Raw genomic sequence first — 25,313 nt, 5'->3', positions numbered from 1 at the left:
TTAACATCACATAGACGTTGTCGATTTGAAACGATGTTGAAATGGTTATTTTATATTGGTTTGATTATCAGTAAAGAAGAAGGAAGAGCAACAGGCTTTTTGATGATTACCCCGCAAAGAGCATAATCAAGGCCAATACGGCTACAAGCACGGCAAAGGCGCGCTTCGTGGTTTTTTGAGGAAGCGAGGAGGCGACACGAGATCCCACAAAAAGACCTAGAATGCTTAAACTGGCAAAAGTGAGTAGCAACGTCCAGTTGATGTCTACGAATCCTCGAACAACATCCGCGGCAAATCCAAAACCAGAATTGACCGCAATAATTGCGAGTGAGGTTCCTACGGCGAACCTCATGGGCAGTTTGAGTCCCAACACTAGCGCTGGAACAATGATAAACCCTCCACCAGCACCTACTAGTCCAGTAAGAATACCTGTGCCAAATCCCTGAGCAATGACAAGCCATGCGGGGCGAACGCTGCCATCGGAATCACTTCTGCCTCTCCATAGGGCTCGGGCAGCACCTAGCATAATTAGTGCGAAGAGCAGCGTGAGCACTCGGTCTCTGCTGAAATCTCCAAAGGAAGCGGGGATATTGGGAAGGATCAGACTGCGGGAGAGTATAACCGCCAACATCATGGGAAGTCCGAATTTAAAAGCCACGGGAATATGGAGTTCTCCTTTCTTATGAGCGCGGAGCGTACCCGTTATGGCCGTCATTCCAACAATGAAAAGCGAATAGGAAGTGGCTTCGGTGGCCGGAATTCCGAACACGTACATCAGAACAGGCAATGCCATAATACTTCCTCCACTACCGACAGCCCCGAGCACAAAACCAGTGGCAATGGCTGCCACATAACCCAATAGTTCTATCCAATCCATGGGTGCAAAGGTCAGGCGATTCTTATGGAAGTTCGGTGAGGCGCGTCACACAGGATTAAAGTCTCCGATTTGCCAAGATAAACTTGTCTCTTTCCGTGGTCGTTGAAATGCCATTGTCGTATGCAATTACATACTTGTCTTTTTTGATTTCAACAATTTGTCCCGACTGTTTGCTATTGATGAGCTTTACTTTATCGCCCACCTTTACCGGTTCTGACGTAAGTTTCTTGAGGAGTGCCAGCTGTTTCTTCTTGGCTTTGCTCAGGTTCTTCTTTTCTACTTTTTTCACCTCTCCTCCTCGATCGGATAACATTTGCTTGAACCGATCTACAACGGCCTTTCGCTGTTGATTGTTGGTGCTTTTGTTCCAGCTTTTCACTAGGGATTCAAAGCGCTTACCCCACATGAGTTGCTCGTTTTGATCGGCATTGGTCTGACTCTGTTTTTGAACCTTGTCTTCCAACTTTTTGATCTGTGCGGTATGGCGTAATTTCATCGCTTCAAGTTCCTCTAAACGCTGCGCCGTTTCGGCTCTTTCAACTCCCAGTGCATGACGTTCTTTCTGAAGTTCAACAAGGAGCTCATCCAACGCTCGGGTCCCTTCTTTCAGGCGTTTTCTCGCTGAGGTGATCAACCCTTTTGGAATTCCTGCCCGCTCTGCCACCTCAAAGGTGTAGGAACTCCCTGGCTGACCAATTTGAAGGGTGTATTCAGGTTCTAAGGTGGCGCCATTGAAGAGCATCGACCCATTTACAACACCGGGCAAGGAAGCTGCGAGAGACTTAATGCTGTTGTAATGCGTGGTGGCAATTCCATAGGCTCGTTTTCGGTTCAACGACTTCAAGAAAACCTGCGCCAGAACTGCACCCAAATCAGGGTCAGATCCCGAACCGAATTCATCGATTAAGAAGAGTGTTTTTTCGTCAGAAGTATGAAGAAACTCCTTCATCTTTTCCAACTTGGAACTGTAGGTACTCAGTTCATTTTCAATACTCTGACTGTCGCCGATATCAGCCAAAATCTTATGAACTAGAGGGAAGCTCGACTTTGGATGTACGGGAAGGAGCAAGCCGCTTTGGAGCATCAACTGAAAGAGTCCAACTGTTTTGAGCGTAATAGATTTACCTCCCGCATTTGGACCAGAGATCACTAGAATGCGCGCATCGGGATCTAGGCTTAAATCCAGTGGTACAACCGGTCTATTCTTGGTCTTGTGATAATGGCGAAGAACGGGGTTAATACCTTTGATCACCTGCCATTCTCCATCATAGTTGATGTTGGGTAGGCAAGCATCTTCGGCCAAGGCATATCTCGCTTTTGCATGAATAAAATCCACTTCACTCATGATACGTGAGAAGGCATTTAGCTCTTCTCGATGGGCGGCTAACAATTGGGTTAGCTCTTTGAGAATACGACGAACTTCTCGCTTCTCATCATCGATCAACATGGCTATTTCATTGTTGATCTCCACACATTCAGCAGGCTCGATAAATACCAGACTGTGTTTGTTGGAAGCGCCGTGAAGCAATCCATTCACTCTGCCCTTGAAGCCGGCTTGAATACCGATAGTTCTGCGGTTGTCGTGCACACCTTCGTTGACATCTCCCAAGAAGCCCAAACTGTCATACTTGCGAACCGCCTTGTAGAATATTCGATCGGCTGAGGTTCTTTTCCTGGACAGTTGTGTTCGGATTTTGGTCAGCTCTGAAGACGCGCTGCTTTTCACTACTCCATTTCTTTCCAGCACTCGATCGATGGCTGCTGGAATTTCAAAGTTGGGTGGGAATGCTCTAAAGCGAAGTCCAACTGTAGGTAGGAGCTCTTTCTGACTCTCGCAAAAGCGATGCAGATTGTTGTAGGCTTCAACCAGTTGCTTTACATCCAAGAACTGCTCGGCTTCAAGAACTGCATTTTTAATGCGAAGCATGGATAATGCGTCTTTCAGATCAGCAGCTGAAAGAGCGGGCACACTGTTTTCTGCTTGGTATACTGAAAGCACTTCATTCACTTCCGTCAGGTTGTTTTCAATTTCCTGAGGATCGGAAGAGGGGTGGAGTTCGAGCAATCGCTCAATACCCTCCTTGGTAACGGCATAATGCGCTACGGCTTTTCGCACATCTGTGAATTCCAGATGCTCAATGATATCACTTGGATAGATTTGCACGCTGCAAAGGTAGTATTGGCGGTTATAGTTCCATGATGATTATTGGTGAAAAGCAACCGTAAACGCATGCTTCCCATTCTTTGTTCTTCCCTCGCAGGATATGGCCGATTCAATGGAGCCAACCGTAAGGGTTAAGTCTTCACCTTCTTTTACTTCTACAAGATAATTGACGGTCCATCCCTTCGTTCGTTTGCGCTGTTCTGGGGTAATGGCCGACCATGCCCAATCGAGGTATTTCGTGTTGTTCACATGACGTATTTCATCCAAGTCTGTGAACGCGGGGGTGATATTCACGCTGCTGATCTCCTGAGATATGGGTTTGATTTTTTCTGCAGGCGTTGCAATCGCATGCTGATCGGCTCGATCAGAAAACAAATCCGAAAGTTGTTCGATGGGAGTAGGACGACTTCTCTTTGCATCCAACAAAGCCCAAGAACTTGTGGCTCGTAAGATCACATTTCCTTCGAATTCCATCACAAAATCACGCCATGCGAAGAGGCCAGATCCGCCTTTAGGCCACGTTTTCACCTGCACAATAGATCCGTGTTTAGGGCGCTTCTCGATCTCCACATGTATTCGGGACAAAACCCAATAGAGTTGTTTTTCGTGCAAGGTTTCAACCCCCCATCCCAAGTGATGTGCGTGCTCTCGGGCCGCTTCTTGCAGCGCGTTTGCCAGGGCAGAAGGCTTTGCTCTTCCATCTGCACCAATGTCAACACTTGTTAATCGATATGTGAATAAATGAACAGTTTCGTCTTTGTATGCCATACTGTAAAGTTAATGCGCATAAGTTTGTGTAACTTGTAAATACATGAAACTGCTCGACATAGTTGTTGGTTCAGAACAACGCAATTCGATTAACCAGCGCATTCTGAATGCCGCTATTTTTGTATCCGCGCTTTTTACCGCCTACGTGTTTATTGGAGGGCAAGCAGTGGGGCAGTCGTGGTTTATTCAAGCTCCTATTCTCTTAATCATTGCCGGGTTTATTGTCCTCTATGTCCTTTCTCGGCGACGTATGTTCAGTATTATCATTCGGCCTGCTTTTATCACTTTCGGTCTAGTTAGTATCTCGCTGTACTATTTCTTTTTGAATGGAATACGAGGAGAAATACCCATGTATTTTATCATGGGAGCGGTGTTATCCATCACCGTTGTTCACCGCAAATATTACCTCTTGGTTCTCTTGACTTGGGTGATTGCTTTTCTCATCTGTGTGTTCCTCGAGTTTGAGAATCCAGATTGGATAACTACCGATATAGGAAATGCAGAGCGCGGAATTGAGCACATTATTGCCACCATTGGAATCATGTCGTTTGTCGCCGCAATGATTATCCTCTTTAAAAACCTCTTTGAAACGGAGCGAAAAGCTCTGCGCGAACTCAACTCCACTTTAGAGTCGCAAGCAGAAGAACTCTATCGATTAAAGATTGAGGCAGACAACGCAAATAGAGCAAAGTCGGAGTTTTTGGGAACCATGAGTCATGAGATTCGAACTCCACTCAACGCTGTGATTGGCATGAGTTATATCTTGTTGAAAGAGAACCCTCGTCCAGAGCAAAAGAACAACTTAAAAGTCCTCAAGTTTTCAGCGGAGAACCTGCTTTCTCTGATTAATGATGTCTTAGATTACAACAAGATTGAAGCGGGAAAACTCATCTTAGAAGACAGTCCATTTGATCTGAATAGTATGCTGGAGAGCGTCTTTTCAGCTTTTCAAATGAAGGCTGAAGAAAAGCGAATCAATCTTAAACTCGAATTGCCAGAAGGTGGATTTCATTCCAGTTATAGAGGAGACGTTACTCGTGTGACACAAGTGCTGAATAACTTGATTAGCAATGCCGTGAAGTTTACGGAGAGAGGTTCGGTTTCTCTGACTTGTGCTATTGATGAAGAGGAAGAGTTTAGTTCGATATCGTTTACGATAACCGATACGGGGATTGGAATTCCCGAAGAATTGCGAGAGAAGATATTTGACAGTTTTATCCAGGCACATCCGAGCATTACAAGAAAGTATGGGGGAACAGGCCTAGGACTTGCCATTTCAAAAGAGCTCGTTCGCTTAATGGGGGGTGAACTCAGCTTGAAGAGTCAGGTTGGGAAGGGCTCTACCTTTGAGTTTACATTGATGTTCCACAAGGTTGAGCCCAGTGAGATCAGAGGGTTGTTGGATGTTGATGGAATGGATGCCCATCCGTTGACCGATGTTCGAATACTGGTAGCGGAAGACAATGCCGTGAATGCGATAGTAAGTCGAAAGTTCCTAGAAGGTTGGGGAGCTCACGTTGAGATTGCTCGAGACGGAAAGGAAGCGATTGACCGATGGCGACAGGGAGATTTTGATTTAATTCTCATGGATTTGCGAATGCCAGAGCTAGACGGCGTAGAGGCGACGCGGTACATTCGAGAATCCAAATCGCAGCATTCCAGTATTCCCATTTTGGCATTAACAGCCTCGGCGATGTTAGAAGAACAGAATGAAATCTTTGAAGCTGGAATGAATGAGTATGTCAGCAAGCCCTTTAATCCAGAGGAGTTGTTGTCGAAGATTCAAAAGCAGTTAATGGTGAAGGGAAGTCAAGGAAAATGATCATACATCCTCACTAATAAAAAACGGTGTGAAAGCGAACCTTCACACCGTTGTGATCAATACCTAAGGGTAAATTCTATTCAAACCAAGCAGCCACTTCTTCTTGAGTTAGTGTGCTGATTTCTAATTTTTGTTTTTTGCGCAATCCACTGAGTTGCTGATGAACTGCTCCTGGTTTCTTTTCGCGCATTTCGGCCACCGAACCAAAGAGCCCAGCCACGTGCTCGGCCCATTCTTCAGGCACACCAATTTCGATGAATTCTGTCGTTTTTGGGCCTGTTTCGAACACCTCAGGACGCATTTGAGGGAAGAATAACACCTCTTGAATACTCGCTTGGTTAGTGAGCATCATTGTAAGGCGGTCGATACCAATACCCAAACCTGAAGTTGGAGGCATACCGTATTCCAAGGCTCTCAAAAAGTCTTGATCAATGAACATGGCTTCATCATCGCCTTTTTTACTGAGGTTTAGCTGGTCTTCAAAGCGTTCGCGTTGATCGATAGGATCGTTCAATTCCGAATATGCATTGGCCACTTCTTTGCCGTTCACCATCAATTCGAAACGCTCGGTTAGGCGAGGGTCTTCGCGGTGTTTTTTACAAAGCGGTGACATTTCAACCGGGTAGTCTGTAATGAACGTCGGTTGGATGTAGTGCTTCTCACAGAACTCTCCAAAAATCTCGTCAATGAGTTTTCCCTTACCCATTGTTTCGTCCACCTCTAAGCCTAAGCTTGCGGCAATAGTGCGAATTTCACTTTCGTTTTTATCGATCAATTGATGACCAGTGTGGTCTTCAATGGCCTTCAAGATAGGAACGCGAGCAAAAGGAGCTTTAAAGCTGATGGTGTTTTCACCTAGCGTAACTTCCGTTTTGCCGTCGGTAACGTTTTCAACCACTTCTTGGAGCATGTTCTCCACAAAGTTCATCATCCAGTTGTAGTCCTTGTAGGCTACATAAATTTCCATCACGGTAAACTCTGGATTGTGAGTGCGGTCCATTCCCTCATTTCTGAAGTCTTTAGCAAACTCATACACCCCTTCAAATCCACCAACGATGAGACGCTTCAAGTAGAGCTCATTGGCAATTCGCAAGTAGAGCGGCATGTCCAAAGCGTTGTGGTGTGTAATAAACGGGCGAGCCGCAGCACCACCAGGAATAGGCTGTAGAATTGGCGTTTCCACTTCAAAATACCCTGCGCGATCAAAGATTCGGCGCATGGTGTTAATGATCTTGGTACGCTTCACAAAGATGTCGCGAACCTCCGGATTTACCACTAAATCAACATAACGCTGACGATAGCGCAACTCGGGGTCAGAGAATGCATCGTGTATATTGCCATCTGCGTCGGTTTTTACAACCGGTAGCGGACGAAGTGCTTTACTCAATACAGTTAGCTCTTTTACCAACACGGAAACTTCACCAGTCTGAGTGCGGAAAAGTGTTCCTTTCACCCCGATGAAATCACCGATATCCAACAACTTTTTGAAGACGTCATTGTACATCGTCTTGTCATCACCTGGACAAAGCTCATCGCGGTTCACATATACCTGAATGCGATCATCCGTATCTTGAAGAACACCGAAAGAGGCTTTACCCATAACGCGTTTCGTCATCAAACGACCTGCTAGACAAACCTCCCCAACGGAGTTTTCATCTGCATTGAAGTCTGCGATGACCTGTTTCGATTTATGTGTAACTGGATATTCCGCTGCTGGATAAGGTTCAATGCCCATGCTGCGGAGTTTAGTCATCGCTTCGCGACGAAATCTTTCCTGCTCACTTAAAATACGCGCCATGTGAATAAAACTTAGTGTTTTAAAAGTCGCGCAAAGGTACAGATTTTAAACGGTTAATGGGGTGGGGGTTTGAGGGGTTTAAGGAGTTGGATGTTTGGTGACGGATGCTGGATGACGGGAGTTGGATGAGAATATATAGATCCCATCTACCGCGCGAATCCTTTCGCGTGGGTATGGGGAAGTATGTTTTGGGTTTTAGAGGTTTTAGAGGTTTACGGGGTTGGGTGACGGATGACGGGTGACAGATGAGACTTACAGTTCCTTTCTGCCGCGCGAATCCTTTCGCGTGGGTATGGGGAAGTATGTTTTGGGTTTTAGAGGTTTTAGAGGTTTACGGGGTTGGATGATGGGTGACAGATGAGACTTACAGTTCCTTTCTGCCGCGCGAATCCTTTCGCGTGGGTATGGGAAGTGTGTTTTGGGTTTGAGGAGTTTTAGAGGTTTACGGGGTTGGATGACGGATGACGGACGACAGCTGAGACCTACAGTTCCTTTCTACCGCGCGAATCCTTTCGCGTGGGCATTGGGGGAGTTGAATGTTTGGTGACGGGTGACCGATGTTGGATAACAGCAAGTAGCTAACCGTCAATAGCTCCTTAAAACCCCTAAATAATCCCTATTTTTGCGGCCTCAAATTGCATTAGTTATGAGCGATACACCAGTTCGCGTACGTTTTGCGCCAAGTCCAACCGGTCCTTTGCACATGGGAGGAGTTCGTACAGCTTTGTACAACTACCTGTTTGCCAAAAAGTTAGGAGGAACATTTGTTCTTCGTCTTGAGGACACCGACCAAACTCGATTTGTGCCAGGCGCAGAGCAATACATTGTTGATTCACTTAAGTGGTGTGGAATTTCTCCAGACGAAGGAATTTCCGTTGGAGGTCCACACGAGCCTTATCGTCAAAGTGAGCGCAAGCCGATGTACCGTCAGTATGCAGAAGATCTGATCGCAAAGGATTTGGCATACTATGCATTTGATACTTCAGAAGAATTGGAGGCTGTACGTGAACGTGCAAAGGAAGCGGGAAATGCGAATTTCCAATACAACCACATCACACGTAACAGCATGAAGAACTCTCTCACCTTACCGGCTGAGGAAGTTCAACGTCGCCTTGAAAATGGCGACCCATATACCATTCGCATCAAGCTTCCTCGCAACCACGAAGTGAAGTTTGAAGATATGATTCGCGGTTGGGTGAGTGTAGATACCGCCAACATGGACGACAAGATCTTGTTGAAGGCGGATGGCATGCCGACTTATCACTTGGCCAATATTGTAGACGATCACACCATGGAAATCACGCACGTGATTCGTGGAGAAGAGTGGTTGCCTTCTGCGCCTCTTCACATCTTGATGTATGAATTCTTTGGATGGGAAGCGCCTAAGTTTGCTCACCTTCCATTGCTTTTGCGTCCGGATGGAAATGGCAAACTGAGCAAGCGAGATGGCGACCGCTTGGGCTTTCCTGTATTCCCACTTCGTTGGGAGAATAAGGAGACCGGTGAGACCGCCATGGGCTATCGCGAGCAAGGCTTCTTCCCTGAAGCCTTCATCAACATGCTAGCCTTTTTGGGTTGGAATCCCGGTGATAACCGCGAGTTGTTTACGCTTGAAGAGCTAGTGGATACCTTCACCATTGCAAAAGTGAGTAAGAGTGGTGCAAAATTCGATTTCGAAAAAGCGAAGTGGTACAATCAACAATACTTGCGCAAGCACACAGACGCGGAATTGGCAGATATGCTAATCCCAGTACTTGAAGCGAAAGGTGTTGCCGTTCCAGAGAGAAGCATTTTAGAGCGCATCATCGAATTGGTAAAAGAGCGTGCTGTATTTGTTGAAGATATCTACGAAGAAGGTCATTTCCTCTTCCATGAACCAAGAGGCTACGACGAATCATCTGTTAAAAAGAAGTGGAAAGGCGAAGAGTCTGCGGCAATTGTCCGTGCATTGATCGAAGCATTTGATGTTGAAGAATTCTCTTCTGCAAATCTAGAGGCCATCTTTAAAGCCTACTTGAACGACAACGGAATTGGCTTTGGTCAGGCAGGACCTGTTCTTCGTATTTCCATTACGGGAACCATGACCGGACCTTCTGCATTTGACATGATGGAAGTATTGGGCAAGGAAGAAACCCTTCGCCGCATGAATAAGACCCTTTCTGACTTAGCGTAACGATGGATAGAATTGATGTCAACGGTATCAAGCTGTACGCTTATCATGGGTGTATGGATGAAGAGTCTCGTATTGGAACAGATTACGAGGTAAACTTGAGTGTTTGGGCAGATCTATCTATTCCAGCCCAAAGTGATAAACTCGTTGAGACCGTTGACTATGTTATGCTCAATCGCATAGTAAAGGAAGAGATGGGCATACGCGCAAAACTCCTTGAAGTGGTGACGGAGCGCATTTGTCAACGCATACTCACTGAAGAGCCCAAAGTGGACGAGGTAGAGGTGAGCGTAAGCAAGTTGGCTCCACCTATTAATGGTGATGTTGAGCGTGTTAGTGTAGTAATGCGACGAAAGCGCAAATCATAGGCAAAAAAGAAAAGAAATTATCTATTTTTGCCCTCCAGCAATGGTAATGGTCCCGTGGCCGAGTGGCTAGGCAGCGGTCTGCAAAACCGTCCACAGCGGTTCGAATCCGCTCGGGACCTCAAGAGAACCCCTCAAAATGCGATGCGTTTTGTAGGGGTTTTTTCATTTACCCCGTCGCCGTGCGCAGCATGAGCGTAAAGGGTAAATGAAAAAATCCCGTACACGAAGCGAAGCGAAGTGAGGGGTATAATTGAAGGACAAGTCCCCCGTTATCGGATCAGCTTGACGAGAGGAAAGCTGAATCCGAAAGAAGGTTGAAAGGGATGATTGTTTTGGTCGTAAGGGATAAATGAAAAAACCCCGTACACGAAGCGAAGCGAAGTGAGGGGTTTAATTGAAGGACAAGTCCCCCGTTATCGGATCAGCTTGACGAGAGGAAAGCTGAATCCGAAAGAAGGTTGAAAGGGATGATTGTTTTGGTCGTAAGGGATAAATGAAAAAATCCCGTACACGAAGCGAAGCGAAGTGAGGGGTTTAATTGAAGGACAAGTCCTCCGTTATCGGATCAGCTTGACGAGAGGAAAGCTGAATCCGAAAGAAGGTTGAAAGGGATGGTTGTTTTGGATCGTAAGGGGTAAATGAAAAAATCCCTTATACCGAAGTGTCGTTCGGTTAAGGGATTAATATTAGGACGGAACGGGGTACAAACACTAGTACTTAGAGTCTGTACCCCGAACTGCTATTGTACCGGCTGCGCAACGAAGTTTGCCGTGCGTCCATCTACTTCAATCGTTCCAACTAGTTCATCAAAATCTGAGCTAGTGATGGTAAACACAACATCACTAATATCTTCAACGTAATTTGAAACATTGGTTCTGATTTGAATTGTTCCTGGGTTTTCAAAATTTCCTGGGTTTTCAACAGAGATACTGTATCCGAAGTACAAATAGTTGTCAATTCTGAATTCAGGAATCTTTTCCCCATCGCAGAATAGAGATCCTGGGGAGTAGGCAATCTTCATTTCTTTAAGAAACCAATACTGGTTATCGGCTACACAAGCCCAATCTGGATGTGTAGTTAGGTCAGCTCCTTGATCATCTGTGATGGAAACGTATTTCCATTTCTTTCCTTTTGACGTATGATCTGCGCCATAGCGGTAAAAATTACCAATAGTGGCATCAAAGGTCTCATTGCAAGTCAAGTGCAAGAAAAGCGGAGGCATGTTGATTAGGGAGCTGTCAATTTTACGACGTACGACGTTCACTTCATAGTAATCAAGCTCATCCTCTGTATCATCCAATTCTGGACATTCAATTCTATACGTTGTGTCCTTTAAATAGATGAAGGGATCATTCAATGTACTTGACCAGCCATTGCTCAAGCGTACTTCATATTCATAAGCCATTTCGTAATCATAGATGGAAGGACTAAGATCAATGGAGTCCATGCTCAGGTCAAAACCATCTCGAATCACTTCACTAATGTTGTTTCCATAATACCGATGGAGAGTGTAAGTGGATTGGACACCATTGTAAGGCTCATAACGGAAAATGACAGCACCTTTTGTATTGTAAAATACGTCTTTACGTTGCCCAGGACACTTCTCATGGTCACACTTACATTCGGCAGCCAGTGAAACAATCGCAACGGTTAGGAAAGCAAATTTGATGAGTAGAGATTTCATATCGTGCAAGGTGATTTAGTTAGAAGTAGAAGTTGATTCCCATGGAACCATAGTGGTCTCCGTTATTGGTGTAGGCTAAGGTCCATCTTGCCCAACCCTTACCTATGGTGGTTGAAGCACCATAGAACAAACTTGTGTTGTTACCAGAATAGTTGGCAAAGTCCTTCAACTCAAGGTTTGTGTCTGGGTTACTTCCAGTTTTATCTCTTAAAGTGGCAGAAATAGAGCCAACTGAGTTCATTTTATAGGAATTGGATAAGTAACCCATGTAGGCGGATAATTCAATCCATGAGAAGGTTTTTCCTATGAAGAATCGGCCTCCGGTTGTGGCTATAGAATAGTCTATTCCTTCAACGCTGCTTGAGGCAAGAATCTCGTATTGGGGACTCGCCTCTACGGCGATTTCTGTGTCAAAATCCCCAACAAATTTGCCTCGGATATTGGCGGTGAACGCAGAATATGCAAAATCAGCAGATATGTGCCATCCTCTGGAGTGTAAGTAGGGAATCCAAGTGGTGATTTCATGTTTTACAGAAGCTCCGTAGGCAAAGTCGTTTGTGGCCGACAATTCATCGCTCACGGATCCAAGTGCAGCACCAAACTTCGGAGTAATGTAGGCTCTAACTTCAGTGCCATAACCTATTCCATAGCCCAAAGATATTGCGGCACTACCTGCATAAGCATAGCGAGAGTTGAAGGAAGGAGGAGTACTCAAGTAGAACTCTACATCAGCACCATTTTGTGGATTTACCATTGGGTTTCCGGTAGTTGGGTCTAGAAACACGAAACGAATTTCTCCGTTCTCAACTCCATTGAAAATGGTGGGAACCCGTCCCCCAGTAAAGGACAGGTTGTCGTTTGTATAGAGCGGTGATTTTCGACTGTAAACAGAGTTGGGTGGAAAGATGCGTCCAGCGCCAAACAACAATCCAACACTGAATTCTCCAGTGTCCATTACTTCTGCATTGGATTGCAAGTTGTAAAAGAAAGATTGATTGAGGTTCTGGTTTACGTCGTACATGTACTGTTCCATGAACTCATTGTAGAAACCAGGAAGTTCTTCTAGTTGATAGAAGACTTGTTGAAAGTTGGAATGCTGAGCCATTAATGGGGCAGAACAAATCAACCCTAGGGATAGAAATGCGGCTTTCATAGGATTCAGGTCGTTAGTAGTATCAAAATTACTGTGTACCCGCTATTTTTCAATCCATTGGAAAGACGAGATGAACTGAAATGTTGTGAACGGTTAGTTTTTTGTTGTGAATGGTAAGGTTGGCCGTGTGATGAACGAAGAAAGCTCTATGATAGGAAAGGGTAGGGCATTAAAAAACCCCCATCTAAGATTCCAGATGGGGGTGGGGTGTTCTACGGGTACAATACCTGTTTTAGTCGATCACTGTGACGATTTCATCCATCGGTTTGCGAACCTTAGACAATTTAAGAAGCCAGTCATTTTCTTCGTCTCTATAACCTAGAGGAAGCAATACACAGCTTTTTAAACCCTTTTCGCGCAAACCCAGAATACGGTCCACTTCAGCGGCGTCAAAACCCTCCATAGGAGTACTGTCAACTCCTTCAAAAGCAGCAGCTGCAATAGCGTGTGCAAAAGCAATGTACGCTTGTTTCGCGGCATGGTTGAAGCTCACCTCATCTTCTTGCTGAGGGTAGGCGTTCAACAGACGCTGGCGATAGTTTTCCAATCCTTCATTGGTTGCACCACGGAGCTCCACTGTATTGTCGAAAACGCGGTTAATGCGATCTTCAGTGTAGCGATCCCATGCTGCAAAAACCAAGAGGTGAGAACAGTCGGTTACCACCGTTTGTCCTGCAGCTACTCCTTTAATTTGCTCCTTGATTTCAGGATTCGTGATAACCATAACTTCGAAGGGCTGTAGGCCACTGGAAGTAGGTGCTAAGTTTATCGCTTTTAAGATGTTGTCGATCTTTTCCTGTGGCACGGTTTGACCATTCATGGCCTTGGTAGCGTACCTCCAATTCAGTTTTTCAATCAATTCCATTTCGATCGATTCGAATGTGTATTAGTGTTTGAACATTGTTTAACGCGACAAGGCAATAAAAGTTCAGCAAAGTTTCTTCTAATTGTTTGTAATCCGAAGTACCGCTCACGTGGGTTAAACACCTAATGCAAACTAATCATCTACCCTCCATTCTCCCGAAAACCATGCTTTTGAGAGAACTTTTCGGTAAATTGCTTCTACCAAAACAATAAACCATGAAGTTTCCAAACCACACAATGCTCGATATTCGGACGCTCTATGCGAGTGATCCGAACCGAACGGGCGCTCATTATTTGAGGCGACATAGGATTCGGTTATTGATGGATGACCCGACCAAACGCAACGACGTATTGGTGGGGACAGCCATCGTTGAAGTGGCTCACTTGGACGAGTACATTTCCAACAGCAAGGCTGAGCCAGAAGAACTGTTCGATCACGATTCAGAATGGCAAACCATTAGTCGACTTCTCTACAATTACCACGATAGGACTTATCATCCAGAGGTGATGCACAAGTACGATTGCCTCATCTGGAAACCGAATATTGCGTTTTTGCGTCATATTCGATTGCAACCAGAGTTCCGCGGTGAAGGTTGGGGAAAGGAATTTCTAACCCTGTTGAGAAAACACTTTGCTCAGAGTTGCGGCATCATGGCCACCTTTGATGAAGGATCTCCCAAGCCGGCAGGTTTAGCGCATCCGCTCTTGCCAGACCATTGGGAACGAGATGAGCCATTTCCTCAAAATCGTATGCTAAGAGGTCTGAAGGAAGCGGGATTTGCCAATGTGGGAAAAGCGCACCTCTTCATAACAGATCTTCAACACATGGATTGATAATTTTCCATGGTTGATGTAACTTGTCAACTTTTAGCTCACCTTTCCAAATGGATATGATCGATTTGGTAGGTGAGCTTTTTTGTGGATTGAGACGAGTAGTGTTCAAAGATCAACTTCAACGGTCCACTTTGTAAAAGAGCGAAGTTTGTTACCTTCCAGTGTGAGTTTACCGAAAACACGTGAGTTCTGGTTTTGGCTTGTTGCATTGGTCGCATTGGCCATCTTTCCATTTGGAGGAGAGGAGAGTCTATGTGTACTCAGTGCTGTAGGCATAGAAAGTTGTCCGGGATGTGGATTGGGCACGGCTATACATTACCTCTTCCACTTGGATGTCTCTTCGTCTTGGAAGGCTCATCCAATGGCTATTCCTGTGGTTTTCGGACTTCTCTTCAGAATCGTACAACTCTATCTATCAACAATTACCTATCACCATGAATCGAATCCTAAAACACATTCCAGAAGCTAGGGGTGAAGAGATGATTTTTCTTGAACGCCTCACGGAACAATGTGATGAACAGCAGATGCATGATTTTGCCATGTTGTATCGCTCTAGGAGAAAGGACCCTCAACTCGTGCTTATATTGAGTGTGGTGGGATTGGTTGCCATTCCGGGAATTCAACGCTTTGTTCTCGGACAAATACTGATGGGTGTCCTGTATCTATTTACAGCAGGATTTTGTTTGATTGGTTCTATCATCGACATTGTGAATGCATCCGATATGGCCTTTGAATACAACTGCGGAGTGGCCTATGAAATCATTGAGCACGTCTAGCTCGGTGGAAAGTTTGCCACAGGTCTATATCGGCAGAGGCCCAATCTAAATAATCCGAAGTGTTGATGGGAATCCACTGACCTTCGGTATGTTCAATGAGTTTAGGGTCTTCTTTGGAGGACACTCGGAAAGCGCGGAGGTGGATTATTTTGTTGGGGTATTCATGAGTGACCTCGGCTACAACCTCACGAATAGAGATCTCAATTCCCAGTTCTTCGATCAATTCGCGCTTAAGTGCGGTTTCTGCATCTTCGCCATCGTCTATCTTGCCTCCGGGGAATTCCCACTTGCCCCCCATGTGCTTGTGGTCTGGTCGTCTGCCCATCCAGATATGGTCATCTTTAAAAATAAATGCGCAAACAACTTCAATTGCCATGGTGGTAGTGAATGGGAATATTCGTTCCGCAAATCTAACACTCTGAAACGGCATGTGCTAACCCTCTTAAAGATTGGCAATGAATTTGTTAAAGGACTATACAACGGGGAAAGAAATAGCGCAAAAGCTCTTCTATACCCATCGATTGGATTAAATTGAACGTCTTCTATACAAACCGACTAAATATGAAATCGATTCTGCTCACTCTCGCAGCAACACTTGTCACTAGCTTGGCGAGTTTTGCCCAAACCTCCGCTTCTTCTAAAATTTCCAATGTTACGGTTTACCGCTCCGGTGCTTTAATTGAAAGAACGGCGGACATTGCCCTCACCCGCGGAAAACAGGTGGTATTATTTACCGATTTACCTCCTACACTCGATCAAAGCTCTCTTAAGCTGGAGGTGCCTCACGGTGTTCGAATGATGAAAATGGAGTTTCGTTATCCTACGCCAGACGAGCGTGGTTTTCCAGAGTTTAGTCAAGTAGGAGCGCGCATTGCTGCAATGCAAGATCAGTTGGATGAACAGCGCGATTTGAAACTTTCGCTTCAAGAGGACCTCAGTTTTATTTCTGTGAATTCAGACCGAGGACAAGCCGTGAGCATTGGAGATATTCAGCAGTCGGATGCGTATTATGCGAAGCGCCGAAGAGAAATCCGTGCATCTCTTCGTGCTTGTATCAATAAAATCGAAGAGCTTGAAGAAGCGACACAAGAGCTTCAGGCGCAACTCGCACTCATGGAATCGGAGTTGGAAAACCCCAAGCCTTTATTGGAAGTTGAGTTGAGTTGTTCAGCTGGGGCTGGAAAGCGATTTACCCTAAAATACTTCAGTACTCAAGCGCGATGGGATCCCTTTTACAATGTGCGCGCTTCGGGTGACAATCAACCGATGGAATTTGAATTCAACGGTTCTATACAACAAAACACAGGAGAGGATTGGGAAAATGTCAACTTGATGCTTTCAACCGGTAATCCTTCCTTGGGAGCCACCGAGCCAGATTTACCTAAATGGCATATCAGTTTTACACACTCCTATGTTCCAGCAGAGCCTTATAGGGTTTCACCAGCGAACATTTCGAAACGAGGTTCATTTGTGGGTTTGGTTCAGAACAATGAAACTGGTGAGCCGATGTCCAACGCGCGTGTCGAATTGAGGTTGAGCAATCGCGTTCACATTGGCATTAGCGATGAAGATGGTAAGGTGCTCATTGAAGACTTACCCGTGGGATCCTATGGAGTGTCCTGTCAATATACAGGGTACAATACACTCACTACCTCCATCAATATTACCGACCGTCCGGTTTTAAACCGACTTAAGCTCACCACGAATGGAGCGAGTAGAATGGTGTCATATCAGCCAGTATCTATCCCCACAGGGCGAATGCACGAACGAGATGTTGCCGAAGTAGCGTCTCTTGCCCCTGGAGTTTCAGGCTATGAAGATGTGTCGTATACTTCGATCAGTGCTCGTGGGGCAAGGTCGAGTGCAAATGAAGTATTTATTGATGGTGTAAAAGTTCGAGGTGCAGCAAACCTTCCAAACTTGGTTGGCCAAGAGAATGTGCGTGCCAATTTCACGCGAATTCAGCAAGCAGTATCAGCGGTTTATATTATTGATAAGCCTTTTAGTGTGCCAACTACAGGAGAGCCTCAAGACGTTTGGATTTCGAGTTCAGATATCAATGCGGAATACATTCACCGTCTTCGTCCAGCGCGAAGCAGTCGTTCTTTCTTGATTTCTAAAATTGCAGATTGGGAGTCGCTCAACCTCTTAAAAGGTCCTGCACATTTCTTTGTGGATGAGGTGTACAACGGAACGGCGGTTCTCAACCCAGAAGTTACAGCCGACACGATGGAGTTGGCTTTAGGTGGAGATGATGAAATTGTTGTGGATCGCGAACGAATGGATGCGAATAAGTCGAAGCATTTCTTCTCGAAAGAGATTGATGAGACCTTCCATTACCGCATTAAAGTGCGCAATACAAAAGATGTGGCCATTACCATGGTACTTCAAGAGCAGTTCCCGATTAGTCAGGAAGATGATGTAGAAGTATCAGAGCAAATTGCAGAAGGGGCTTCTGTAGATCCAATTACTGGAATCATTACATGGGAGCAAACCCTTGAACCAAACGAGGAGTTGACCCTCGAGTACAGCTTCATTGTAACTTATCCACGCGGTACAGGGGTAAACTTGCCACAATAGGAATTACTCGGGGTAGTAGGTGTCGGCAACATGTTCATCAAGGGAGTTAAACTCCAAGAAGATACAGTCGGATACCGCTTCGAATCGGTGTAAATAATTCGGGTAGACTTTCAGCTTTAAAGGAGCGCGAAGGTCTACCCTTTTTTCATTGGATCCATCGATTTCAGAAATCCATAGGGTCATTTCTCCAGCCACAAAAAGGAGGATTTCTGGGTTTTTTGTTTCAGATTCTCCATTGTGCCAGTGGTTTCCGAAGGTTGCGCCTGCTTTTCTGGTTGCAAAGAGAAACTCAGAAGTTGGGCGTTCGCTTACGGTGTAGGTGCTTCCTTTCTCCGTTGTAGACAGCAAATGCAGGTTTTCTATCTCGTACATCTATATCCTTTTGTTAAATCTTAGGCTATCCCGACTGCAATGTGTTAAATTTGTACATCCTCATGAAATCGAATAATTAGATCCATGCAAGACGTACTTACTAAGCTTGGTCTTCAAGCACAAAATAACGGAACATCCACAGGAAAAAACTTCTTTGGAAGCGGAGATGCCATTACCTCTTGGTCGCCAGTAGACGGCAAGACCATTGGTACGGTTACCACTACCACTTCTGAGGAATACGAAAAGGTGGTTGCTACAGCAGCTGAAGCCTTCAAAACTTGGAAAGAAGTTCCTGCACCTCAACGTGGCGAAATCGTTCGCCAGTACGGTGATATTCTACGCGAATACAAAGAGCCATTGGGTAAACTCGTTTCGTATGAAATGGGTAAGAGCTACCAAGAAGGTTTGGGTGAAGTTCAAGAGATGATTGACATCTGTGATTTCGCCGTTGGACTTTCGCGTCAACTATACGGACTTACGATTAAATCGGAGCGTCCAGCTCACCACATGCAAGAGCAATGGCACCCATTGGGTATTGTGGGCATCATTTCTGCCTTCAACTTTCCAGTTGCTGTTTGGTCTTGGAACACAGCTCTGGCTTGGGTTTGTGGCGATGTTACCATTTGGAAAGCCAGCGAAAAAACTCCACTTACAGCCATTGCTTGTCAGAACCTGTTCAACAAGGTTGCTGAAGCGAATGACCTTCCAGAAGGAATTTCAAACATCATTACAGGTAATGCCCAAGTGGGTGAATGGATGACTAAAGACGGTCGTGTTCCATTGATCTCTGCAACCGGTTCTATCCGTATGGGTAAGATTGTTGGAACAGAGGTAGCGAAGCGCCTTGGCAAGTCCATCCTTGAATTGGGTGGAAACAACGCCATCATTGTAACACCAGATGCCGACTTGAAGATGACAACCATCGGAACAGTATTCGGGGCGGTTGGAACCGCAGGTCAGCGTTGTACTTCAACACGCCGAGTAATCATTCACGATTCCATTTACGACAAAGTGAAAGATGCATTGGTGAAAGCATACGGTCAGTTGAGCATTGGTGATCCGTTGGATGAGAAGAATCACGTGGGCCCACTCATTGATAAAGATGCGGTTAAAGCCTACCAATACGCATTGGATAAAGTAGTAGAGGAAGGTGGAAACCTCATTGTTGAAGGTGGAGTTCTTGAAGGTCCAGGTTACGAAAGTGGCTGTTACGTGAAGCCTGCTATTGCTGAAGCTAAGAACTCTTTCGAGATTGTTCAGCACGAAACTTTTGCACCGATCTTGTACTTGATGAAGTACAGCACATTTGAAGAAGCTATCGCTCTTCAAAACGGTGTTCCACAAGGACTTTCTTCTGCAATTATGACCAATAACATGCGTGAGGCACATCAGTTCCTTTCTGCATCGGGTTCAGATTGTGGTATTGCCAACGTAAACATCGGTACTTCTGGTGCTGAGATTGGTGGTGCCTTTGGTGGTGAAAAAGAAACTGGAGGCGGACGCGAGTCAGGGTCTGACGCTTGGAAGGCTTATATGCGCCGCCAGACAAACACATTGAACTATTCTCCTGATTTGCCGTTGGCACAGGGTATCAAGTTCGATATCTAAGGCATGCTGTCTTAAGGGTTACGCAACCCCGAGTCTGAGCTCACCCCTCGACTCGGGGTTTCTTTTTTTGCTTTGGGACAACAATCTATGAGTGGGATTAGTAGATTTGAGCAAAGCCCAACACTGATGAATTATTTCACTCCCGACTTTCTCGAGTTTTTCAAAGAGCTAGCTGCTAATAATCACAAAGAGTGGTTTGATGAAAACCGTACGAGGTACAAGAAGGAGGTCAAGGATCCCTTCACTCATTTTGTGGGAGATTTGATTGGACACATACACGGTTCGTATGAACCTGAATTGGTGGTGGAACCCAAGGATGTCATCTTCCGAATAAACCGCGACATCCGGTTTGCAAAGGATAAAACACCTTACAAAACCAATGTATCAGCTCTTATTTCGCCCAAGGGCAGAAAGGCGGCGGATTATCCAGCGCTCTACATCGAGTTAAGCCCAGAGCATCTCGGCATTTATGGAGGATGTTATATGCTGAAGCCCGCCCAGGTTAAGGCAATGCGCCAGCATATGGCCAATCATTTAGAGCAGTTTCAGGCATTGAACTCCGACTCCGATTTTCGGAAGTACTATCCCGATGGAATTGTTGGAGAATCGCAAAAGCGAGTAGACAAAGACGTTGCTGAAGCGGCCCAGCAGGAGCCTATCCTCTTTCAGAAACAGTTCTATTACTCGCATGCGGCAGATGCTGAGTTGATTCCTACAGACGCGCTTCTCATCACTGTTTTAGACCACTATGAAGCGGCATTCAATATGATGCAGTTCTTGCGCGATGGCTGGGCGGCCAAATAAATCAGAGCGATTCTAATGCGTCGATTACATGGTATTTGTTCTCTGCTCCGTAATCGAGCAAACCTGGAAGCATTAAGACGCGAACTCGACGCTTTCCCCTATCATCGGTGAAGTGAATCTTCGCCTTTACACTCATCCATTTTAAACGTGGATAAGACATTTCGATGGTTTCAATATCCTTCTTGAACAGAACAGGCGTGTTGCTGTAGTTCCACTGTTCAAAAAGCATGGTGATAAAGCCAAGTGTGCAAATAATGAAGAAGATTAAGCTCGATTGGCTAGCCTCATCCACAATGGCAAGAGCAATCATAGAAAGGCCGAGCGCGATCATAAACAGGCGCAAGCCGTGCTTTCTGAAAAAACTATTTCTGGGTGCAATAGAAGTGTAATCTCCTTTGTAGTTGTGATTCACAAGCACAAGGCGGTCATCAAGAATGATGAGATCTTTCTCTGGAAGTCGAAACCTGTTCATGATTAGGAGGTAGGGGTATTTCAAAGATAAGACTCCTATTGTCAGTTACAAAGATCCGAGGAAGTTGTTAGTGTGTTAATTGTGAATCGGGATTTCATTTTTAGATAATATGATGAAATCAATAATCACTCAAACCTTACCTATAAGTAAGAGAGTTTGTTCCCTACATGTTTCCGATATTTGCAGCAAATCGAATCCATGAGTACCACACAGAAGGATATTCAATCCGATATAAATCGTGACACGCTACTCAAAGCGTATGAGTTGATGTCTACGGCCGTTGCAATGGCTGAGCTTTACGAGGAGAACAGAGAGGTAACTAGCAAGTATGTTCATGCCACTTCTCGTGGACACGAAGCCATCCAATTGGCGTTGGGTATGCAATTGAAGAAGCAAGATTGGGTGGCGCCGTATTACCGCGATGACTCTATTTTGCTCAGTATTGGAATGAAGCCTTACGACTTGATGCTTCAGTTGTTGGCGAAGAGAGAGGATCCTTTTTCTGGTGGTAGAACCTATTACAGTCACCCTAGCTTAAAGGATGATGACAAGCCAAAGATTCCTCATCAAAGCTCAGCAACGGGTATGCAAGCCATCCCGACTACCGGTGTGGCCATGGGGATTCAATACAAGGAAAACCGAGGTATTGGAGAAGATTGGGGCGATGAGAAGCCTGTAGTGGTTTGTTCCATTGGTGATGCGGCGATGACCGAAGGGGAGATCTCAGAAGCTCTCCAAATGGCGGCGCTTAAGCAATTCCCTATTCTCTACTTTGTACAAGATAATGGTTGGGATATCTCAGCCAATGCAGAGGAAACTCGCGCTCAAAATGCGGCCGAATACGCTGCCGGTTTCCACGGTATTGAAGTGCGCAGTATCGACGGCGCGAACTTCTTTGAGAGCTATGCAACGGTAGCTGAGGTGATTGAGCTCATCCGAAAAGAGCGCAGACCATTCCTCATCCACGCGTCTGTTCCCCTTTTGGGACACCACACGTCAGGTGTTCGCAAAGAGTGGTATCGCGACGATTTGGAAGAGCATGCAACACGAGATCCGTACCCTCGATTCCGCAAAGAATTGATAGAAGCGGGTATTGAAGAAGAAGTACTTGCAGAGATTGAAACATCGGCAAAAGAAACGGTAGCGGCAGATTATGCGAAAGCTCTTGAAGCTGAAGATCCTCGTCCAGAGGACTTATACACCCATGATTTTGCACCAACTCCAATCACGGAAGAGCGCGGAGAGCGCGAGCCAGCGGGTAAGGAGAAGACTGTAATGGTAGACGCTGCCCTGTTTGCAATACAGGAGATTATGAGTGAGCATCCAGAGGCCCTATTGTACGGTCAGGATGTGGGTGGCCGATTGGGCGGAGTTTTCCGTGAGGCGGCAACCTTGGCTCAGAAGTTTGGTGATGATCGCGTATTCAACACACCTATTCAGGAGGCCTTTATCATAGGATCTACAGTGGGTATGGCTGCTGCAGGTCTCAAGCCATTTGTAGAGGTGCAGTTTGCCGACTATATCTGGCCGGGTTTGAATCAGCTCTTTACTGAATTGAGTAGAAGTTATTATTTGTCGAATGGCAAATGGCCTGCAAGCGCTGTATTGCGCGTTCCAATTGGGGCGTACGGTTCAGGTGGACCTTACCACAGCTCTTCGGTTGAGTCTGTTCTCACCAATATTAGAGGTATCAAAATCGCCTATCCGAGTACCGGTGCAGATTTGAAAGGTTTGATGAAGTCGGCCTTTCACGATCCAAACCCTGTGGTAATGCTTGAGCACAAAGGCTTGTACTGGAGTAAGATAAAAGGTACAGAGGGAGCCAAAACGGTGGAACCTTCTGCAGACTACGTGATTCCTTTTGGCAAAGGAAGAATCGCATTGGAAGCTGATAGTGACAAGATTCAAGGAGGTGAATCTCTTTGTATCGTAACCTACGGCATGGGGGTTTATTGGGCCAATACAGCGGCTAAGCAATTCAAAGGTCAAGTTGAGATTGTTGACTTGCGTACTTTGGTTCCACTGGATGAGTCTTTAGTATACGAGAGAGTTAAGGCGCATGGCAAATGCCTTGTGGTCACTGAAGAACCAGAAGTAAATACATTTGCTCAGGCCTTGGCGGGCATGATTCAGAAGAATTGTTTCCGTTACTTGGATGCGCCTGTAGAGGTCATAGGTTCGGCAAACGTTCCTGCAATTCCACTGAATTCTACCTTAGAAAGCGAGATGATTCCAAACGCCGATAAGGTTGCGACACGCATCGCGCAAGTGTTGGAATATTGATAGAAGACTATTTTCGTTCAAAGAAAGGCAGCTCGAAAGGGCTGCCTTTTTTATGGCTGATTTGTCTACCTTACATTCTCTAACCTTTTGTCATTCAAGTCTTGTGTCATTGAGATATGACAGACTTGAGAACGAGATTTACTGCCATGAAAATCAACGCTCTCTCCGCATTAGTACTTCTAGGTTTGTGCTCCACTTCCTGTTCGCATCCGTATTTCGAGTTGACACAGCCCGTTGAACCCGTTCAGTTTGAGTCTGTGGATCAGGCGAATTTTGTGTTGGATGTTGACAGCTCAAATGTCACTTTCGTAGGGTCCTTTTACACCAACCGGAGAAGTCCGCTGGAAGATTTACAAGACACCATTCTATCCCATGCTCGAGAAATCGGCGCGAATGCCATATATCTTCGAGAGCTACGTGAACTCCGTCGCGGAGGGTACATTATCAAAGGAGACTTATACCGAAGTGAGTCCCCCATCTCACCGATATTTGATACACTTCAACAGCAAATCGTTTTCATTCGTGAAGAATCAGACGAATACAGTTGCATTCTTCGGATGGGCGATACGCTAGAAATCAACCTTCCAAACTGGAGCTATGTGGTTTTCAATTTTGATAATTCCGTGCGGGAAATAGAGTTCTCCATCAACCGAATAGACCAAAAGATAGGCTTAGATGGAAGAGATAAAATGATAGGCGTTCAGAGTGGGATGGGAGGATCTCAAAGCGGAAACATTTCTGTGGTTCCTGTTTATTCAGGCGGGGGAGTTGGTATGGGTGTTTTCTTTCCGCTCTCTTCAAGTAGCCGATTCATCAATCACGTGAGTATGTATGCGGAATTTAATCCCATGGTAATGGTTGCGCGAATGACGCAGTGCAAAAAGTTACAAATGTGAAGAACTAACTGAATTTCCGTATTTTGCAAGGCACACTTTATCGCTTTGTACTATGAAGAAATTTTTACTCACCACGTTGGCAGCGTTCTCTGCCTTGGCATTATCCGCTCAGCAAGATGTTTACTTGCGCATTATGCACCAATGGGATGGACAGCCTTTTAGCCTAAATCAAACCGCTACATCTGACCTAGGGGAAGACATTACCCTAACTCGATTGCAGTATTATATCTCAGGTATTGAACTCACGCATGATGGAGGTCAAACCATGTTGCTCGATTCCATTTACGTATTGACGAATGCAGTATCATTGATGGAAGAAGTGAATCTTGGAAACTTGAATATCACATCTTTAGAGTCTGTTTCATTCGCCATTGGCGTAGATCAGGCTACCAATCACTTAGATCCTGCTCAGTATAATTTCAATCATCCATTGGCTCCTAAAAGTCCAAGTATGCACTGGGGCTGGGTTGGTGGCTACCGTTTCATTGCCTTGGAAGGAACGGTTGGAACGGGAAGTGGAGATCCTTTAGAAATTCATGCCTTGGGCGATCAGAATTACCACGTTCAAACCATTGCAACATCAGGTACCGTTGTAGGGGGTGATTTGATTGTTCAATTGGATGCAGATTACCTTAAAGCCTTTTCAACCATTTCAGTAGACGGGGGCGCTATCATTCACGGAGAAACAGGTGCAGCCGCCGATTTGCTTAGCCGATTTTCGGATACAGTTTTTACCGTTTCAACCTCCAATGTAGGCGGGATTGGAATTGAAGAGGAGAGTGTTGAAGGCTTTACAATTCAACCAAATCCTGCCGTAAATAACAGAGCCGTATTGGTTTTCCCAACACCAGTAACGGGTACCGTTCGCGTATTTGATTTGTCCGGTAGAGTGGTTGCTTCTGCTCAACTCAATCGCACAACAAGACACACTTTGGGCATTGAGCCTTCTGGAGTTTACTTCGTAGAGGTTCGCACAGGTGAAAAGGTTACTTCTCAACGTTTGATCGTAGAATAAAGCAT

At 45.4% G+C, this 25,313-nt stretch carries 22 protein-coding genes and 1 tRNA gene; 13 read left to right on the top strand and 10 right to left on the bottom strand.

The genetic code is table 11. The features are described from left to right. Positions 1-106: 106 nt before the first annotated feature. Genes F8C82_RS12405 through F8C82_RS12395 form a run of 3 tightly spaced genes read right to left on the bottom strand, consistent with a single transcriptional unit; the run spans position 107 to position 3,809 of the window. The gene (locus F8C82_RS12405) at positions 107-877 is read right to left on the bottom strand and encodes a sulfite exporter TauE/SafE family protein (RefSeq protein ID WP_151693906.1); all 771 of its coding nucleotides are present in this window, start codon (positions 875-877) and stop codon (positions 107-109) included. Positions 878-932: 55 nt separating this feature from the next. Further along, positions 933-3,041: an endonuclease MutS2 gene (locus F8C82_RS12400; protein WP_151693905.1), complete on the bottom strand. Its 2,109-nt coding sequence runs from the start codon at positions 3,039-3,041 to the stop codon at positions 933-935. Positions 3,042-3,080: 39 nt separating this feature from the next. Further along, a complete protein-coding gene (locus F8C82_RS12395) occupies positions 3,081-3,809 on the bottom strand; it encodes an acyl-[acyl-carrier-protein] thioesterase (RefSeq protein WP_151693904.1) in 729 nt (242 codons plus the stop codon). 43 nt (positions 3,810-3,852) lie between these two features. Here F8C82_RS12395 and F8C82_RS12390 point away from each other — a divergent pair, with 43 nt between their 5' ends. Further along, positions 3,853-5,631 (top strand): ATP-binding protein, encoded by a 1,779-nt coding sequence (locus tag F8C82_RS12390; protein ID WP_151693903.1) that lies wholly within the window; start codon positions 3,853-3,855, stop codon positions 5,629-5,631. Between the two features lie 76 nt (positions 5,632-5,707). Here the strand turns inward: F8C82_RS12390 and lysS are convergent, their stop codons facing one another. After that, the gene (gene lysS / locus F8C82_RS12385; RefSeq protein ID WP_151693902.1) at positions 5,708-7,429 is read right to left on the bottom strand and encodes a lysine--tRNA ligase; all 1,722 of its coding nucleotides are present in this window, start codon (positions 7,427-7,429) and stop codon (positions 5,708-5,710) included. Positions 7,430-8,075: 646 nt separating this feature from the next. Between lysS and gltX the strand changes: the two genes are divergently transcribed. From gltX to F8C82_RS12370, 3 genes are all read left to right on the top strand, one after another. Beyond that, on the top strand, positions 8,076-9,602 hold the full coding sequence (gltX, locus tag F8C82_RS12380; RefSeq protein WP_151693901.1) for a glutamate--tRNA ligase: 1,527 nt from the start codon (positions 8,076-8,078) through the stop codon (positions 9,600-9,602). Between the two features lie 2 nt (positions 9,603-9,604). Next, complete coding sequence (folB, locus tag F8C82_RS12375) at positions 9,605-9,967, top strand: dihydroneopterin aldolase (RefSeq protein ID WP_151693900.1); 363 nt, start codon at positions 9,605-9,607, stop codon at positions 9,965-9,967. Between the two features lie 48 nt (positions 9,968-10,015). Further along, positions 10,016-10,086: transfer RNA gene (locus F8C82_RS12370), tRNA-Cys, on the top strand. 620 nt (positions 10,087-10,706) lie between these two features. Here F8C82_RS12370 and F8C82_RS12365 read toward each other — a convergent pair. The 3 genes from F8C82_RS12365 to F8C82_RS12355 all read right to left on the bottom strand — a co-directional run bounded on the left by F8C82_RS12365 (position 10,707) and on the right by F8C82_RS12355 (position 13,669). Beyond that, positions 10,707-11,651, bottom strand: a complete 945-nt coding sequence (locus F8C82_RS12365; RefSeq protein ID WP_151693899.1) for a hypothetical protein — start codon at positions 11,649-11,651, stop codon at positions 10,707-10,709. A 19-nt stretch (positions 11,652-11,670) separates the two neighbouring features. Continuing rightward, positions 11,671-12,804, bottom strand: coding sequence for a DUF6588 family protein (locus F8C82_RS12360; protein WP_151693898.1), 1,134 nt, complete (start codon positions 12,802-12,804; stop codon positions 11,671-11,673). A gap of 232 nt (positions 12,805-13,036) precedes the next feature. Next, positions 13,037-13,669, bottom strand: a complete 633-nt coding sequence (locus tag F8C82_RS12355; protein WP_151693897.1) for a nitroreductase family protein — start codon at positions 13,667-13,669, stop codon at positions 13,037-13,039. Between the two features lie 215 nt (positions 13,670-13,884). On the opposite strand from F8C82_RS12355, the gene F8C82_RS12350 reads away from it, so the two are divergent. The 3 genes from F8C82_RS12350 to F8C82_RS12340 all read left to right on the top strand — a co-directional run bounded on the left by F8C82_RS12350 (position 13,885) and on the right by F8C82_RS12340 (position 15,278). Further along, positions 13,885-14,502: a hypothetical protein gene (locus tag F8C82_RS12350; RefSeq protein WP_151693896.1), complete on the top strand. Its 618-nt coding sequence runs from the start codon at positions 13,885-13,887 to the stop codon at positions 14,500-14,502. 163 nt (positions 14,503-14,665) lie between these two features. After that, positions 14,666-14,971 (top strand): DUF2752 domain-containing protein, encoded by a 306-nt coding sequence (locus F8C82_RS12345; RefSeq protein ID WP_170266253.1) that lies wholly within the window; start codon positions 14,666-14,668, stop codon positions 14,969-14,971. After that, positions 14,937-15,278 carry a TM2 domain-containing protein gene (locus F8C82_RS12340; protein ID WP_151693894.1) on the top strand — a complete coding sequence of 114 codons (342 nt, stop codon included), beginning with the start codon at positions 14,937-14,939 and terminating at the stop codon, positions 15,276-15,278. The genes F8C82_RS12345 and F8C82_RS12340 overlap by 35 nt, the downstream gene beginning before the upstream one ends. Here the strand turns inward: F8C82_RS12340 and F8C82_RS12335 are convergent. Beyond that, positions 15,262-15,654, bottom strand: coding sequence for a (deoxy)nucleoside triphosphate pyrophosphohydrolase (locus tag F8C82_RS12335; RefSeq protein ID WP_170266252.1), 393 nt, complete (start codon positions 15,652-15,654; stop codon positions 15,262-15,264). The two genes, F8C82_RS12340 and F8C82_RS12335, sit on opposite strands and share 17 nt — an antisense overlap. Before the next feature lie 185 nt (positions 15,655-15,839). On the opposite strand from F8C82_RS12335, the gene F8C82_RS12330 reads away from it, so the two are divergent. Continuing rightward, entirely contained in the window at positions 15,840-17,858 is a 2,019-nt protein-coding gene (locus tag F8C82_RS12330) for a mucoidy inhibitor MuiA family protein (RefSeq protein ID WP_151693892.1), read from the top strand. A 3-nt stretch (positions 17,859-17,861) separates the two neighbouring features. On the opposite strand, the gene F8C82_RS12325 is transcribed toward F8C82_RS12330, so the two are convergent. Beyond that, a complete protein-coding gene (locus F8C82_RS12325; RefSeq protein WP_151693891.1) occupies positions 17,862-18,230 on the bottom strand; it encodes a hypothetical protein in 369 nt (122 codons plus the stop codon). Positions 18,231-18,314: 84 nt separating this feature from the next. On the opposite strand from F8C82_RS12325, the gene amaB reads away from it, so the two are divergent. Together amaB and F8C82_RS12315 are read left to right on the top strand one after the other, a co-directional pair. Further along, positions 18,315-19,838, top strand: a complete 1,524-nt coding sequence (gene amaB / locus F8C82_RS12320) for an L-piperidine-6-carboxylate dehydrogenase (protein ID WP_151693890.1) — start codon at positions 18,315-18,317, stop codon at positions 19,836-19,838. 126 nt (positions 19,839-19,964) lie between these two features. Next, positions 19,965-20,642 carry a DUF2461 domain-containing protein gene (locus tag F8C82_RS12315; protein WP_170266251.1) on the top strand — a complete coding sequence of 226 codons (678 nt, stop codon included), beginning with the start codon at positions 19,965-19,967 and terminating at the stop codon, positions 20,640-20,642. Position 20,643: 1 nt separating this feature from the next. Here the strand turns inward: F8C82_RS12315 and F8C82_RS12310 are convergent, their stop codons facing one another. Next, a complete protein-coding gene (locus F8C82_RS12310) occupies positions 20,644-21,114 on the bottom strand; it encodes a hypothetical protein (protein WP_151693888.1) in 471 nt (156 codons plus the stop codon). Between the two features lie 198 nt (positions 21,115-21,312). Here F8C82_RS12310 and F8C82_RS12305 point away from each other — a divergent pair, with 198 nt between their 5' ends. The 3 genes from F8C82_RS12305 (at position 21,313) to F8C82_RS12295 (ending at position 25,308) form a co-directional block, all read left to right on the top strand. Then, positions 21,313-23,397: an alpha-ketoacid dehydrogenase subunit alpha/beta gene (locus tag F8C82_RS12305; RefSeq protein WP_151693887.1), complete on the top strand. Its 2,085-nt coding sequence runs from the start codon at positions 21,313-21,315 to the stop codon at positions 23,395-23,397. A 146-nt stretch (positions 23,398-23,543) separates the two neighbouring features. Next, positions 23,544-24,293 (top strand): hypothetical protein, encoded by a 750-nt coding sequence (locus F8C82_RS12300; protein ID WP_151693886.1) that lies wholly within the window; start codon positions 23,544-23,546, stop codon positions 24,291-24,293. Positions 24,294-24,345: 52 nt separating this feature from the next. Further along, a complete protein-coding gene (locus F8C82_RS12295) occupies positions 24,346-25,308 on the top strand; it encodes an MbnP family protein (RefSeq protein ID WP_151693885.1) in 963 nt (320 codons plus the stop codon). Positions 25,309-25,313 lie beyond the last annotated feature (5 nt).

Origin of the sequence: Phaeocystidibacter marisrubri (assembly GCF_008933165.1) — a bacterium.
Classification (GTDB): domain Bacteria; phylum Bacteroidota; class Bacteroidia; order Flavobacteriales; family Schleiferiaceae; genus Phaeocystidibacter; species Phaeocystidibacter marisrubri.
Note: the sequence above shows the minus strand (reverse complement) of the source record. Positions and strands in the feature narration are given on the sequence as shown.